Origin of the sequence: Aliirhizobium smilacinae (assembly GCF_006335145.1) — a bacterium.
Lineage (GTDB): Bacteria > Pseudomonadota > Alphaproteobacteria > Rhizobiales > Rhizobiaceae > Neorhizobium > Neorhizobium smilacinae.
The window spans coordinates 560047-574565 of sequence record NZ_VDMN01000001.1; the positions used below are offsets into that span (position 1 = coordinate 560047).

At 58.5% G+C, this 14519-nt stretch carries 16 protein-coding genes; 12 read left to right on the forward strand and 4 right to left on the reverse strand.

Annotation, left to right across the window (positions count from 1 at the left end):
* Positions 1–63: 63 nt before the first annotated feature.
* Positions 64–942: an SDR family NAD(P)-dependent oxidoreductase gene (locus FHP24_RS02775; protein WP_139672526.1), complete on the reverse strand. Its 879-nt coding sequence runs from the start codon at positions 940–942 to the stop codon at positions 64–66.
* Positions 942–2027 carry an alkene reductase gene (locus FHP24_RS02780; protein ID WP_139672529.1) on the reverse strand — a complete coding sequence of 362 codons (1086 nt, stop codon included), beginning with the start codon at positions 2025–2027 and terminating at the stop codon, positions 942–944. Before FHP24_RS02780 ends, FHP24_RS02775 begins: the two co-directional genes overlap by 1 nt.
* Before the next feature lie 102 nt (positions 2028–2129).
* Here FHP24_RS02780 and FHP24_RS02785 point away from each other — a divergent pair, with 102 nt between their 5' ends.
* Complete coding sequence (locus FHP24_RS02785) at positions 2130–3005, forward strand: LysR family transcriptional regulator (protein WP_139672532.1); 876 nt, start codon at positions 2130–2132, stop codon at positions 3003–3005.
* A 230-nt stretch (positions 3006–3235) separates the two neighbouring features.
* Here the strand turns inward: FHP24_RS02785 and FHP24_RS02790 are convergent, their stop codons facing one another.
* Positions 3236–4516: an MFS transporter gene (locus FHP24_RS02790; protein WP_246091574.1), complete on the reverse strand. Its 1281-nt coding sequence runs from the start codon at positions 4514–4516 to the stop codon at positions 3236–3238.
* 135 nt (positions 4517–4651) lie between these two features.
* Here FHP24_RS02790 and FHP24_RS02795 point away from each other — a divergent pair, with 135 nt between their 5' ends.
* The 11 genes from FHP24_RS02795 to FHP24_RS02850 all read left to right on the forward strand — a co-directional run bounded on the left by FHP24_RS02795 (position 4652) and on the right by FHP24_RS02850 (position 13869).
* Positions 4652–4990: an ArsR/SmtB family transcription factor gene (locus FHP24_RS02795; RefSeq protein ID WP_139672535.1), complete on the forward strand. Its 339-nt coding sequence runs from the start codon at positions 4652–4654 to the stop codon at positions 4988–4990.
* On the forward strand, positions 4987–5682 hold the full coding sequence (locus FHP24_RS02800; protein ID WP_139672538.1) for an aquaporin: 696 nt from the start codon (positions 4987–4989) through the stop codon (positions 5680–5682). The genes FHP24_RS02795 and FHP24_RS02800 overlap by 4 nt, the downstream gene beginning before the upstream one ends.
* 2 nt (positions 5683–5684) lie before the next feature.
* Positions 5685–6107, forward strand: a complete 423-nt coding sequence (arsC, locus tag FHP24_RS02805; RefSeq protein ID WP_139672541.1) for an arsenate reductase (glutaredoxin) — start codon at positions 5685–5687, stop codon at positions 6105–6107.
* Positions 6100–6807, forward strand: a complete 708-nt coding sequence (gene arsH, locus FHP24_RS02810; RefSeq protein ID WP_139672544.1) for an arsenical resistance protein ArsH — start codon at positions 6100–6102, stop codon at positions 6805–6807. Before arsC ends, arsH begins: the two co-directional genes overlap by 8 nt.
* Positions 6804–7991: an arsenite efflux MFS transporter ArsK gene (arsK, locus tag FHP24_RS02815; protein ID WP_139672547.1), complete on the forward strand. Its 1188-nt coding sequence runs from the start codon at positions 6804–6806 to the stop codon at positions 7989–7991. The genes arsH and arsK overlap by 4 nt, the downstream gene beginning before the upstream one ends.
* A 160-nt stretch (positions 7992–8151) precedes the next feature.
* A complete protein-coding gene (locus FHP24_RS02820; RefSeq protein ID WP_139672550.1) occupies positions 8152–8370 on the forward strand; it encodes a hypothetical protein in 219 nt (72 codons plus the stop codon).
* Positions 8371–9256: 886 nt separating this feature from the next.
* Positions 9257–9643, forward strand: a complete 387-nt coding sequence (locus FHP24_RS02830) for a MarR family winged helix-turn-helix transcriptional regulator (RefSeq protein ID WP_210237803.1) — start codon at positions 9257–9259, stop codon at positions 9641–9643.
* Positions 9640–10455: an NAD-dependent epimerase/dehydratase family protein gene (locus tag FHP24_RS02835; protein WP_139672556.1), complete on the forward strand. Its 816-nt coding sequence runs from the start codon at positions 9640–9642 to the stop codon at positions 10453–10455. Before FHP24_RS02830 ends, FHP24_RS02835 begins: the two co-directional genes overlap by 4 nt.
* A gap of 438 nt (positions 10456–10893) precedes the next feature.
* A complete protein-coding gene (locus FHP24_RS02840; protein WP_139672559.1) occupies positions 10894–11181 on the forward strand; it encodes a hypothetical protein in 288 nt (95 codons plus the stop codon).
* Positions 11174–12058 (forward strand): hypothetical protein, encoded by an 885-nt coding sequence (locus tag FHP24_RS02845; protein WP_139672562.1) that lies wholly within the window; start codon positions 11174–11176, stop codon positions 12056–12058. The genes FHP24_RS02840 and FHP24_RS02845 overlap by 8 nt, the downstream gene beginning before the upstream one ends.
* A 167-nt stretch (positions 12059–12225) precedes the next feature.
* Positions 12226–13869 (forward strand): dihydroxyacetone kinase subunit DhaK, encoded by a 1644-nt coding sequence (locus FHP24_RS02850; protein ID WP_139672565.1) that lies wholly within the window; start codon positions 12226–12228, stop codon positions 13867–13869.
* Positions 13870–14081: 212 nt separating this feature from the next.
* Here FHP24_RS02850 and FHP24_RS02855 read toward each other — a convergent pair whose 3' ends face one another.
* On the reverse strand, positions 14082–14387 hold the full coding sequence (locus FHP24_RS02855; RefSeq protein ID WP_139672568.1) for a hypothetical protein: 306 nt from the start codon (positions 14385–14387) through the stop codon (positions 14082–14084).
* Positions 14388–14519: the final 132 nt, after the last annotated feature.

Consider the following 14519-nt stretch of genomic DNA (forward strand, 5'->3'; position numbering starts at 1 on the left):
CCTTCGTCGATTTCAGTCAAGCACTCCCGACGGATATCCATCGGGAGTGGCCGAAAGCTACGACTATATCTTTCCCAATAACGTCTCTGTGGCGGCGATGATCGAACCTGTCATCGAAACATTGGCGATCGCGGGGCTCGGCAGGATCGCCTGTGCCTTGTTATTGAACATCGCGCCCGAACGCCCTTCGAGATCGGGAGAAACCAACAGTGGAACCATCCTTTCCGAGTAAACCTCCGGCTTCACCGTCATGAAGCTCGTCAGCCCCTCGATGATGGAGAGCAGAAGCCTATTTGTCCCGAACAGATTTTCGCGAATGCCGGTCTTTACGAAACCGGGGTTCAAGCCGAAGACATCAATCTGCGGGTAGCGCCGTGCGGCATCCAGAACCAGTGCCTCATTGCCCGCCACGGTATTCATGTGGGCCTTCATGCGGCCATAGCCCCTCTCGGAATTGAGGTCCTCAACATTGGCCTTCTGTCCCGATCCCGGGAAACCCATAACGAACACGCGTGGTTTCATCCGCGGCTCGGCCCTTGCGACACCAAGACGATGTGCGATCGCTTTCAGGATCACGTAGCGGCTCAGATAGCTGATCGCCAGATCTCGCTCGACCCCCTCGGCGATGACCTGCCTTTTCGGGCCTGCCATGATCCCGGTCGTCATGATCACCAGGTCAAGCGTTTCGGCAGGGAGCTCGGCGGCCACCCGCTTCGCCTCGGCCATTGAGCTGAGGTCGGCTGTCATGAACCGGATGTTGCGGATCGACTGATCCTTGAAGGTCTGCCCGACTACGGTGACGTTCGCGCCTTGTCGCGCGAGGTCCTGAGCGAACGAGCGGCCGATGCCACCCGTTCCTCCGACGATCGCCACTTGAAGACCATTGAGGTCGAGGGTGTTCGGATTGCGATGCTGCCAGGAAATCGAGGTGTCCCGTTTCATTATTCGGTCTCCTTCGCTGCTTTAAGCTCTGACATTGTGGGATAGTCGACATAGCCCTTCTCGGTGCCGCCGAAGAACGTCGAGCGGTCGGCTTCGTTCATGGGCGCACCGCTATCGAGGCGCTCGGCAAAGTCCGGATTTGCCAGGACCATCTGACCATACGCCTCGATGTCCGCAAGGCCGGAGGCAATGTCCGTCCCGATCTGCTCGCGGGAACGGCCCGGCCTGTTCAAAACGAGTGCCTGATGCCAAAGCTTGCGGATGTCCGACAGCAGCTCCTCGTTGCCTGCATGCATGATGTGGATATAGGCGAGGCCCAGCTTGTCGAGTTCGGCAACGAGATGGCGGTAGAGGTCGGGACCTTCAGCACCCTCGTCTATGCCCCACATCAGGAGGCTCGGGGACAAACGGATTGCGGTCCGCTCGGGACCGATCTCGTCGGAGATCGCCTTCGCGACTTCGATGGCGAAGCGGGCGCGGTTCTCGATCGAACCACCGTATTCGTCGGTGCGGACATTGGAACTAGCAGCGATGAACTGCTGGACCAGGTAACCGTTCGCGCCATGGATTTCGACACCGTCCGCTCCGGCCTCGATCGCACGCCTCGCGGCATACGCGAAATCCTTTACCGTCTGACGTACCTCCTCCGTGGTGAGCGCGCGCGGGGTCGGGATATCCTGCATGCCCGCGGCCGTGAACATCGGCGCGCCCGGTGCAATCGCCGAGGGCGCAACACCCTGACGATGGTGCGGGGTGTTGTCGGGATGGGACATGCGGCCAGCGTGCATGAGCTGGAGGAAAATACGGCCGCCCTGTGCGTGCACCGCTTGTGCGATCGCTTTCCAGCCTTCGACATGGGCATCCGTATAGATACCGGGTGTCGTCAGATAACCCTGTCCGTCATCCGACGGCTGGGTGCCTTCTGTCACGATGAGGCCAATGGAAGCGCGCTGCGCGTAATACTGCGCGGCGAGATCACCTGGGGTGCCATCGAGCTTTGCCCGGGAGCGCGTCATCGGTGCCATGACCAGGCGATTGTTGAGTTCGATGCCGCCGAGGCGGACCTTTGCGAAGATGTCCGACATACCTGTCTCCTATGAACATTGCTGAGACGGATATGGGCTTGCGCGACGGATGGAATAACCCCATCTAAATGAGAATGATTATCCCATTGATGGAGCAATCGATTGGACTATCTCAACGACATGGCTCTGTTTGTCGAAGTGGTGAAGACGCGGAGTTTTCGTCGCGCAGCGGAGGTGCTGGGTATTCCGAACTCCACTTTGTCGCGCCGCATCGGTCTTCTCGAGGAAGGGATCGGCCTTAGGCTCCTGAACCGGACAACGCGCAAGATCGAATTGACGGAAGCAGGCCAGCTCTATTTCGAGCGCAGCCGACGTATCGTTGAAGAGGCCAGGATCGCCTATGAAGAACTGGGTGACATGGTTGCCCAGCCATCCGGCGTGCTGAGGGTATCGATGTCCGTCGACTTCGCCACGACGTATATCGCGCCGTTGCTGCCTGATTTCGCGTCCCTGTATCCCGGCATAACGTTCGATCTTGATCTGACGTCGCGTAATGTCGATCTGGTCGGTGAGCCGTTCGACCTCGCCATCCGAATGGCCGCCCCTGAAAATCCCAACCTGGTCAGCCGCGCAATCACCAGACTGAGCGCGCAGTTTTACGCCGCCCCGAGCTATATCGAAGCTCACGGCATGCCGAAACATCCCGCTGATCTTGAAAGCCACCAGTGTCTGACCATGCCGAGCATGACGACCTGGACGGTTCACTCCGGTCAAAAGTCGGCAAGCATCGCCGTGGGTGGGCGTTTCCGGATGAACAGCGTCGGCATGATCCGTCGGCTCGGCATCCTTGGCCAGGGCATTGTCTTCCTTCCCGAACGCGTATTGGCTGAGGACCTCGCAGCAGGACGGCTTCAGCGCGTTCTGCCGAACTGGAAGGGTGCCTCGCAACCGATCCACGCGGTAACCGAGACAAAACTCGTCCCCGCGAAAACACAGCGCTTCATCGAGTTTCTCAAGGATCGCCTGCGGGACATTTGAATATCTCGCGAATTTGCCTCAGGACAAATGAAGAGCGTTCCGCGCTGGATAGTGCGCAAATCCAGCTTTCGTCGGAAGTCTATCGTACTTTTCGAACTGCTTTCCCGGTGGTCCGGAAACTTGGAGCAATTGCGTAGAAGGCGCTTTGAACCAATCCAGCCTGAATTTCCAGACATTCTCATGCTGGTGGGAAAGCCTCCGCGGCAATGACAGCATCCGGCCCACTGCAGTTATCGATGTCGTCCATGGAGGAACGCCAAAACCGCAAAACACTGGATCGCCGCCGCCAGGATAAACACGGAGGGATCGGAGATTGTCCTCACGAGGCCAAACACCGCGGGTGCGATGGCATAGGTCCCCTGGCTTAGTGCGACGATCAGTGGCACCACACGAGTGACATCGGCTTTGTCGAACTCGACTTGGGCGATGAGGGGCGGCAACGACGTTGCGTTGCCAATGCCGAGGCCAAAAAGCAGGACCCCGATGATCATTGCTGCGGCATTGTCGCCGCCAGCCAACAGCAATGTCAGAGAGCCTAATATCTGAACGCTGTAGCTAGCCGAGGCCACCAAGCGACGATCTGCAGTCGCTGGCATCAGCCAACCGATGCCGCTGCGCCCGACTATTGCCGCAACGGTCGCTCCGCCCATGACCAGCCCGGCCGTTTGCGATCCAAAGAGTGGCACCACCATTGAAAATAGGTGAGATAGCAGTCCTATCTGGGCGAACAATCCCGCAGCCATTGCTATCGCAAGGGTGAGGAAACGGCGATTGCTCCACAGAGAGCTTCGCGGCCCCGACGAAACCAGTGGGGCCGAAGTCGGCGAGATCACCACGTGCGACCCGGTTCCATCCGGTGATTGACCCATAAGCTCGGGTGATTTGGAAAACACCAGGACAGACAACGCAGCTACGGTGAGGATCATCGAAAACCCGACCATGATGGTGGCCTGCACAAACCCGCTCGACACGATGAGAATGACCCACAAGGGTGAGAAAATCACGCCACCCACACTCGCCCCATTATATGCCATGGACAGGGCTGCCGGGCGTCTGCGGACGAACCAGGGAGAGATAATGGCATTGACCGCCGCAGCGCCCATAGCAACCCAGCCTGTGCCGCTGAGGAGAGCGGCCGCAAACAGATGCCAGGGCTGGGATGCCGACGACCAACCGACGACACCCGTTGCCAGTAGAACCGCTCCGGAGATGGTTATGATTGGGATGTTCCAAAGCCGATACAATCGAGGGAGGTTTGCTACAACCACTGCGCCGACGATGAAATGCAGCGTTACGGCGCTCGATACGAATGCAACGGACCAACCCGTTCTCTGCACTACCATCTGCAGATAAATTGGTGGCCCGTAAAAACCGACCCCCCAGCCGAATGTCGCCAGAACAAAGGTCGCCGCGACCACGTACCAGCCAAAAAAGGGTGTCGTCTCGGATGTTGGTGGTGATGTCATGACTTGGGCCTCAATGTTGTTTGAGCCTTGTCGCAGGTTCAGCATGTCGAAGCTTCGGTCACGATCGAAGTGTTCACGTTTGTCCGCGTATGGCGCGAGGCGGAAGTCGGCCCCTGGCCCATTGCGGACTTGCTCGGAATGTGGCAATTGAAAATTCAATATTTCAAGGAGTATTGAATTTTGCAACAACGGCAGGCTTTGGCGTCATTCTCAGCACTCTCCCAGGAAACGCGCCTGGCCGTCGTGCGGGTTCTCGTTGTCGCGGGACCTGACGGGCTCGCCGCCGGCGCGATCGCCGAGCGAATGGGCGTCTCGCCGTCGAACGTCAGCTTCCACCTGAAAGAACTTGAACGGTCGGGACTGATCTCCCAGCGCCGCGAATCGCGGTCTATCGTCTATAGCGCCAGCTACGAGACGCTGGCCGATCTCGTGAAGTTCCTGTTGGAAGACTGCTGCGCGGGACACCCCGAAATCTGCGCTCCGGCGGCGACCGTGGCGGACTGCTGTGTTGCGAAATGACCGCGACGCTCTCGAGACGTCTAACCGCTGAGGCGATCGGCACGGCCGCCCTCGTGGCCACAGTGGTTGGGTCCGGCGTCATGGCCGAGCGGCTGACGACGGACAAGGGGCTGGCGCTCCTTTGCAACACGCTTCCCACGGGTGCGGTCCTCGTCGTCCTGATCACCATTCTGGGCCCACTCTCCGGAGCGCATTTCAACCCTGTCGTCTCGGCCCTCTTCGCGTTTCGGCGTGAACTGGCGTTCCGATATCTCGGCCCTTATGTCGCCGCTCAGATTGTCGGCGGGATCATGGGGACATGGCTCGCCCACCTGATGTTCGAACTGCCGCTCCTACAGGTATCGCAGACGGTCAGAACCGGATCGGGTCAGTGGTTTGCGGAAGCTGTCGCGACAGGCGGGCTCGTTTTGACGATCCTCGGTGGCCTGCGTCACCGACCTGAAAGTATACCGATGCTGGTTGGTCTCTACATCACGGCGGCATACTGGTTCACGGCCTCGACGTCGTTTGCCAATCCTGCCGTCGCGATAGCGCGATGCCTGACCGACACGTTTTCTGGAATCCGCCCAATTGACGTCCCGCTGTTCGTCGTCGCCCAGGTCATTGGGGCGTCGCTCACGGCTCTCGTCGCGGGTTGGCTTTTCGCCGAGCCGTCGCGGCAACCATCCGTTTCTCAAGCCGAAAGGGCGTGACCATGGACGTAACCATCTACCACAATCCCGCATGCGGGACCTCGCGCAACACGCTCGAGCTGATCCGAAACGCCGGGATCGAGCCGACCGTCATCGAGTATCTCGACAATCCTCCGTCGCGCACCGAGCTCGTCCGCATGATCGGCGACGCCGGACTGACCGTCCGTCAGGCCATTCGAGAAAAGGGAACGCCTCATGCCGAGTTTGGCCTCGATGATCCGGCGCTGACCGACGACGAGCTGATCGACGCCATGCTTACCACCCCGATCTTGATCAATCGTCCGTTCGTGGTCACTCCGATGGGCACGCGCCTGAGCAGACCGTCTGAAGTCGTCCTCGATATCCTGCCCGACACCCACAAGGGGCCTTTTGCCAAGGAAGACGGCGAACTGGTCATCGACGCGGAGGGCAAGCGCGTTGTCTGATCTGTGTGCCGCATCCACCGAGCATCTCCGCAAGCCCGATCTCGAAGCGCTCCGTCCGCCATTCTCGACGCATCCGCCACGCATCCTGATCCTCTACGGCTCGCTTCGCGACGTGTCCTACAGTCGCCTCTTGGCCCACGAGGCACGTCGTCTCCTGGAACATTTTGGATGTGAGGTCCGCGTCTTCGATCCCAAGGGGCTGCCGTTGCCCGACGAGGCTCCCGTCGATCACCCAAAGGTCAGGGAATTGCGCGAACTTTCCGCCTGGTCGGAAGGTCAGGTTTGGGTCAGCCCGGAGCGCCACGGTGCGATGACTGGCATCATGAAGGCTCAGGTAGATTGGATTCCACTGTCGATCGGCTCCGTCCGGCCGACGCAGGGCAAGACATTGGCTGTCATGGAGGTGTCCGGGGGAAGCCAGTCGTTCAACGCGGTCAACCAGATGCGTATTCTGGGCCGGTGGATGCGGATGGTGACGATCCCGAACCAGTCCTCAGTCGCGAAAGCCTACGAGCAGTTCGACGGCGATGGCCGCATGAAGCCATCCTCGTATTACGACCGCGTGGTCGATGTCTGTGAGGAGCTGGTGAAGTTCACATGGCTCACCCGTGATGCCTCGGGCTATCTCACCGACCGCTACAGCGAGCGAAAGGAGAGCGCCGTCGAACTTGAAAAGCGGACGACCCTGAAATCCATATGAGCGCGGACCGGTTGCCGATCGGAGCCGTCCTTGGTCTCGGTGTCACGCAGATCATCGGCTACGGCACCCTCTACTATTCGTTCTCGATTCTTGCGCCGGACATGGCGCGTGATTTCGGGCTCTCCGTCGAATGGATGTTCGGCGCGTTGTCGGTGGCGCTCCTGATCGGCGGCCTTGTATCGCCGTCGCTGGGACAATGGATTGACCAGATAGGCGCAGGTCGGGTCATGACGGTCGGGTCGCTCGTATCGGCGATGGCGCTCGTCGCCTGCGCCCTATCGCCCAACAGGCCTTCGTTCGTTGTGTCGCTGATCGTTGTCGAGGTGGCCGCCAACTTCGTTCAGTATGGCGCTGCCTTCGCGCTTCTTGTCCAGATAGCGGCGAATGTCGCCCAACGAAGCATAACCTACCTGACTCTGATCGCCGGCTTTGCCTCGACGATCTTCTGGCCCTTTACGACGGCACTCCATGGCTGGCTCTCATGGCAGCAGGTCTTTCTCGTATTCGCGGCGATGAATGCGCTCGTCTGCATGCCAATCCATCTTTGCCTTGCTATTTCGATGAGGCAGCCGTTGATCGCCACAGTCAGTTCGGTGGCGAAGGCGGTCGCCGGGTCGATTCCTCCGGAACGCAGACGGCTCGGCTTCGCGCTCATGGTCTTCGGTTTTTCCCTTCAAGCGCTTGTCGGTTCGGCTGTTCTTGTTCACATGGTGCCGTTGCTATCTGCGCTCGGGTTAGGCGCGGCAGCGGCGCTGGTCGGAACATTTTTCGGTCCTGCGCAGGTCGGCGGCCGTCTTGTCAATATGCTCCTCGGCCGCGACATGCCGCCACCGATGCTGGCTCTGATCTCCGCTGGCCTTATGACCATGTCGGTCGTCGTCCTTGCCACAAGTGCGCCATCGATGATCGGAGCCATGACATTTGCCGTGTTGTTCGGATGCGGAAACGGCCTGTTCAGTATCGTCTCAGGGACACTGCCACTCTTTCTGTTCGGTAGCGACGGATACGGACGCCTGCAAGGCAAGGTGATGGCGACACGGCTGATCGTGTCCGCTATCGCGCCGGTCGCGTTTGCGCTGGCAATGGGTAGCGTCGGCGCGGAAGTTTCATTGATGCTGATCGCCACATGCGGCGGTTTCGGTGTGGTGATGTTTTGCACTGTCATAAGCGTCGGACGACGATAGAGAAGGCAGACACGGCGGTGAAGGTTCATCGCACACGCCGAAAGCGACTTACAGCGTAGCTGTGAACGCGGCCCGCGCGCAATGGTCGACGATGTCAGTGCGGAGAGGAACCGAATCCTGTCGTCAGCGTTGTGGAGCCGCAAATCAAAAGGGTACCTGCATGAAAAATCTACTTATCGCATCCGCTTTGGCCGTGGCTTCTATTCTGCCGTTCACGTCTCAATCACAGGCTGCTTCGGTTACGGTCACCACCACCGAACGGACTGCCCCACGCCATCATGTCCGTGAACGGGACCATCGTTCGCACTGCACCGTCAAGAAAGTAAAAACCCGTCATCACGGCAAGGTTGTCATTGAAACAACCCGCGTCTGCCGCTGATAGAAGAAAGGCGGCAAGAGACTGCCGCCTTTTATTTTTATGCAAACATCGCCCGGGGCGTCAAATTGATGCCAGGGCGGAGGATGCGGAAATGGCGAATTCGAAATCGCTCAATCCAGCATTTCCGCACAGCTAGACATGCCCTAGGTTCGAGAGCGAAAGGCATGCAGCCTGGAGCAATCGACCGCGCAAGGATGCGAATGCCTTTCCCCGAATGCCTTCCCCCGAACTTCGGGCCAGTGGGGGCGTATGCTGGATTGCATGTCAGGCCCGGGTGCTCCGGAGGCAGAGAAACCGTTGTATTCTAGGCATCGACGTTTTCGGATATTGGCATAATGGCGGATGATCAATCGCAACTCTGAGCGCGCCATCCTCGTGTCTTTGTCCGTCGGACAACCATCCATTCAAGTATGCTCTTGCGGACAAGCCCCCTACCCGCCCTATGTGGCCCGAACGGTTGCGCATTTCAGCACTCAACGATGATCTGTGTGCAGCGCTGGAATTCGGGGCTACCGAACGAGCCGCCCCTCAAAGGGGGACACGGCTGCACCAAGCGACTTAAATACCCCTCTTAAAATTCGCCAAATTTATTCGCCGACACGCAGTTGCTCGTCGGTAGGAGCTTGCGCTTCATCTTTCATAGAGTGTGCATAGATGATGGCCTGGTCGTCCATTTTCGGCCCAAACCGTTCATTCGACGATAGCATTTTCAGGCTTGCCAGCCTTTCTGTATCGACGGTGTTGCGATTGAAAAAATTCACCGCTTGACATATAGTTCGCTACCGAACATATTTGGTTCGGTAGCGAACTATATAGGGGCTACATGAGCGATAACCATAACTCTGCGGGAGCTTGGGCAAAAAAATATCATTTGGCCAGCCGGACTATGATCGAGCGCATCCTGCGCCCGTATGATCTCGGCTCGACCCAATGGTACGTTCTTTATCAGCTGGCACATCAGGGACCGACGCCGCAACGGGACTTCCTCGCTCTGCTGCAGATCGAGAAGCCGACGTTGAGCGATGTGGTCAGCGCTCTTGTACGGAAGGGATTTGTCGAGCAAACGCCTGACCCTAAGGATCAGCGCCAGCGCATTCTTGCACTGACCGAAACAGGGCGAGGCTTGTGGGAGACATTGCCCGATCCGATTGCCCTCATTCTATCCATCGCATTCGATGGCGTCGACAGCGATACGCTCGATCTCGTCGCCACCGTGCTCCGGAACGCTACCGAACGCCTCAACAACTATGCTCCGGAAGGAAATGAAACATGACTATTCTTGTCACGGGTGGAACCGGCCTCGTCGGCACCCGGCTTCTCAAACGAATGGTGGCCGCGGGCCTTGATTGCCGAGCGATTGTGCGCGCCGGCAAGGAGCTTGCAGCCGGCGTTGCTGCGGTCGAGGCTGACCTGAACGACCCGGCCTCGCTCGAAGGGGCCGTGCAAGGCGTTTCCGCTGTTGTCCACCTTGCCGCCGTTCTTCGCACGCAAAACGAGGCGGACATCTGGAAAGCCAATGTCGATGGAACGCGGAACCTGGTCGAGGCCGTGAAATCCCATGCTCCCAATGCGCGATTCATCATGGCAAGCACGGGCCTCGTCTACAATTCCGACAGCCCCTACCCCGCCAGGGAAGATGATGCTGTTGCACCGAACATGGCTTATCCGGCGAGCAAGGTGGCAGCTGAGCAAGTTTTGCGGCAGAGCGGCCTTATCTGGTCAATCCTGCGCCTTGGCTTTGTGTATGGTGATGATGACGGCCACCTACAAATGCTTCCGAAGCTGGTCGATATGTTCAAATGGCACCCCGCCACAAAGCTGAGCCTGGTCCATCATCGTGACATCGAGACGGCGGTGAACCTGGCGCTTACAGGGGCTGCGGATAGCCGTATCCTCAACATCGTCGACGAGGCCCCGACCTCGCTCTACGAGCTGACATCCCTCGTTGGCACGCCAATTGCGCCGTCCGCGGAACCCTTGACGAACCCCTGGTTCGGCCAAATCGACGGTGCGCTTGCAGCGTCGCTGGGGTTTGTCGCCAAGGTCCCAACCGTCCTCCAGTCTCGCCGCGATCGATCCCTGTAAGAACGGGGAGCCTTGGGCGCTGAAACCGCCCAAGGCAGCCGACTGTCCGGGCGATCGCGGCACGGTGATCGGGAATTGCCGGAGAAATCACTGGATCTGACCTTGCTCTCACATGTGATTTATTGGCGTTTAAGCGGGTACGCCGGAAATGAAGGTCAACCGGTCCGGTGGATGAGCGTGGGTGTAAATCTCGCAGGGGATGAGAAGAAGCTCGCCACCAGCTGCAAGGTTTGCAGATCGCAGGCACCGGAAGGGGCTGGTTTTTGAGCAATCGTCAGCAAGAGCGATCTGCGCTCGACAACCTGTTGATCGACGCTCGGACCTCGACGATCTGGGTCACGCGAGCTCTCAACGCCTATAGTGAAGGCGTTGGAGCGATGATCTTAGCTGTTTTGAAACCGGCTATTGCCTAGTTTGGTGCAATAACGGGAGAAAAACATGGCCGACATTATCGCCGAGGTAAAAAGTGTCACCGCTGCAAATGGATGGTTTTTTGGAAAGAGTTATCTAAGGACCGAGCCGTTATCTGCCTATGATGCGGTGGTTGTCTTTGCGCAGGTCATCGTTTTCGACGACCAGTATCCCACCCTTGGCACCAAGCAGCGTCTGGTACCGCTCAATGCCGAGAACTATTCCAATCTCGGCGATATTGTCGGCAACACGGTGACCGACGAAGAAACCGAAATCTTCTACGTGACGCAGTTCCTGCCGCCTGAAGATGACTGAGGTCGCCATCGGGCCAAAGTCCCGGTTCTTTGTTTCCAGTCGCTTCCCTGATGGCGTCGACAGATTGATCGAAGGGATCGAGACCGAATTCGGCGGCTCGACCATCGGCAATATTTGGCGGACCGCCGAGGTTATCGTACGCTCTGGCATCGACTGGACAGGCTGGGTCAACTACCATGACGGCCTGCGAAGCGCCTATTTGTCGGCACTCGGTGACATGCCTGAATATCGGCACGGCACCTGGGGATCGGATAAAGAGCGCAAAGCCGATATGTGGTCGCATAACCAACTGGCTTTTTCTCTCAAGCAAAGGCTGTACGTACCCGACGACGTCCCGATGCCGACATTTTTGGAAGGCAAGGCCGCCAAGCCTTCGGTCTTGCGCTCGATGTCCGAGTGCCGCGGTGTCTCTATGGACGTCATCCATGAGTATTTCCTCAAGTCATTCGACAGTCAGCAATTTCTGCAAGGCCATGACGGCTACGAAGTCCAGGCCTGGCAGTCACTGATTGATGTCGGGATGATCGTCAGTGGTGACGACATTCCCGTTGCCGCAGCGATAACAGACTTATCGATGGCTGAAGCGCGTTCGGCACTCAGGGCATTATCCGAAAAACCAGAGCGGTCGCTGTCGTCGAACCTTTCCCTGATCAAGACATGCCACGCAGCAGACGAAGGCCGGGTCCAAGATGCGCTGGCATCCGTGAGGGACTGGACCACCACCTACTACGTCTTGCCGCCACCGGCGATGACCTGGTCGGATTTCCAGAGCATGCGGCAACAGGTGAAGGGAATGGCAGTCGCGCTTGGCGATCTTTACGTCGATGTCATCCGACGAAAATATCCTTTGGATCATATGACGCTGACCAGTCCATAGCGGCGACCTCGGACGGGGCGATGTTCAGGCCTAAACTGGGCTGGCTTAGCCTTGCGCCCCACGACCGGTCTGTATGAAAGTGCGGGCGTGGATCGCCGCATCAGACTTTTTACATCGGGAAACAGGCCCTGCGGCCGCCAGCCATGGATACATTCAGGGAGGATGATATGAACCATTTTATCACCGAAAAATCAAAGCTTGTCGAAGCGGCATTGCTGGGCGTTGTTGCGACTGCCAAAGGCCGAAACCTGGCGCTTCTGGACGGCTATCCCGATATCAAAGTGGTCGTTGACAGGGATGCTGACAAAGGCAGGGTGGCAGTTATTTCGGGCGGAGGATCCGGGCATGAGCCTGCCCATGCGGGTTTTGTCGGCAAGGGGCTTTTGACCGCGGCGGTGTGTGGCGAAGTGTTTGCCTCGCCGAGTGTCGATGCCGTGCTCAGTGCAATCCTTGCCGTCACGGGTTCGGCTGGATGTCTTTTGATTGTCAAAAACTACACCGGCGACCGCCTCAACTTTGGCCTGGCTGCAGAAAAGGCGCGGGCTCTCGGTTACGCGGTCGAGACGGTGGTTGTCTCGGACGATGTCGCCATCCCCGACACGAACCAGCCGCGCGGACTGGCTGGAACACTTTTCGTCCATAAGGTCGCCGGACATCTGGCTGCCCGTGGTGCGTCTCTGGCAGAGGTTACAGCGGGTGCCCGCAAAGCGGCCTCAAGGCTTGGCACGCTTGGCCTTGCCGTCGACACCTGCACCCTCCCCGGCTCGGAGAAAACCAGTCGTATCGCCGATGGGCATGCTGAGCTCGGACTTGGCATTCACGGCGAACCGGGTATCGAGCTGGTAGAAAATCGTCCGATTGCAGACCTTGTCGAACTCGTTGCCAGCCATCTGGCAAGACAGCTGCCGGCAGAAGGTCGTATCGCGCTGTTGATCAACAATCTCGGGGGCATGACAGAACTTGAAATGGCCTCTGTTGCCAATGCCCTGTCCTCCACGACACTGTATCGACGGGCAGATTATCTCGTCGGCCCCAAGACGCTGATGACATCTCTCGACATGAAAGGTTTTTCGCTTACCTTTCTTGTGCTCGATACGGACCTGGAAGACGCACTTACATCAGACGTTGAGCCTTTGGCCTGGCAGGCTGTGGTGCGTCCGTCGCAACCGGAATTTGTGCGGATCAAGTCAGGCGATGAGGTGCGAACGTTCGCTGCGTCCGAAAATGCCACAGCAAGGCGTATCGTTACCTCTGCGACGACTGTCTTTGTCGAAAAGGAAGCCTATCTCAACGAACTCGACAGCCGGGTCGGAGATGGTGATACCGGCTCCACATTCGCCACAGCTGCCCGCTCCATATCTGAGGAACTTGACCGACTTCCCTACAATGTCGGTTCGGACCTTCTTGCTCGTCTGAGCGACATACTTTCACGTAAGATGGGTGGATCGAGCGGAATTCTGCTCGCCATCTTCTTTGCCGCGGCCTCGGATGTTTATGGGCGCTCAGCTGACTGGCCTGAAGCGCTGAAGGCAGGTCTCGACAAAATGAAATCCTACGGCGGGGCGGACATTGGCGATCGAACGATGATCGATGCGCTGCAGCCAGCGATTGAAAGTCTTTTGAAAGGTGGCTCGCTCAAGGATGCGGCAGGCATGGCGCGAGCGGGCGCGAATGCGACCGGCCAGATGCAATCCGCCAAGGCCGGGCGATCCGCCCACGTGGCTGCGAGAAACCTCGACGGCAATATTGATCCGGGCGCAGAAGCCGTCGCACTTCTCTTCGAACAGCTTGCGCTTGCAGATCGTCCCTGACAGACGATCTTGAAATTTTGCTCGCCGGCCTTGTGACCTGAGGCCACCACCAGAGAACGATGTCGCATGCAAACGGCGATGTCTACTTGTGGTGCGTTCCAGAGGAGGTGTGGCGGCTGCGAGTGCTAAAAAAACGGCCAGCGCTCTGACCGGTGCGGCAGAGCGTCCCCGCGCCGGAAGGAAGCGCATGACGCACCAATGTTTCTGACCGATTAAATTCCCGACCCGCCAAGTTCGCCATCGTCTTCCCCCTCCCAGGCGGAAGGCATCGTCATGCGATCGAAATCAGCGGCCGGCATAGGCATCCAGCACTTCAGTTCCGGCTCGGCATATTGGATAATCAAACCCGGCGTCGAGTCCGACGAGCGCCACCCTCCCTCTCCGTACTGATCCGCCTTCGACCAGTAGGCGAGATCAACCGCTCCCGGGCCCTGTTCGGACGAACGGATCGTAACCAGGATACGGCTTCCGTCTCGCGGGGCGGTTTGCATGTCCCTCCAGCGAACTGTTTCTCCCATTTTCGCCTCCTTCATACCAGACGGGGGAATGTCGCCGCCTTCCGACAGATTGAACGATCTACCAGTCGCATGACAAGGGGTTAACTCAGCCGCCTCGTCGGAGACGTATTGGCCTCCCGGTCGCCGAGAAAC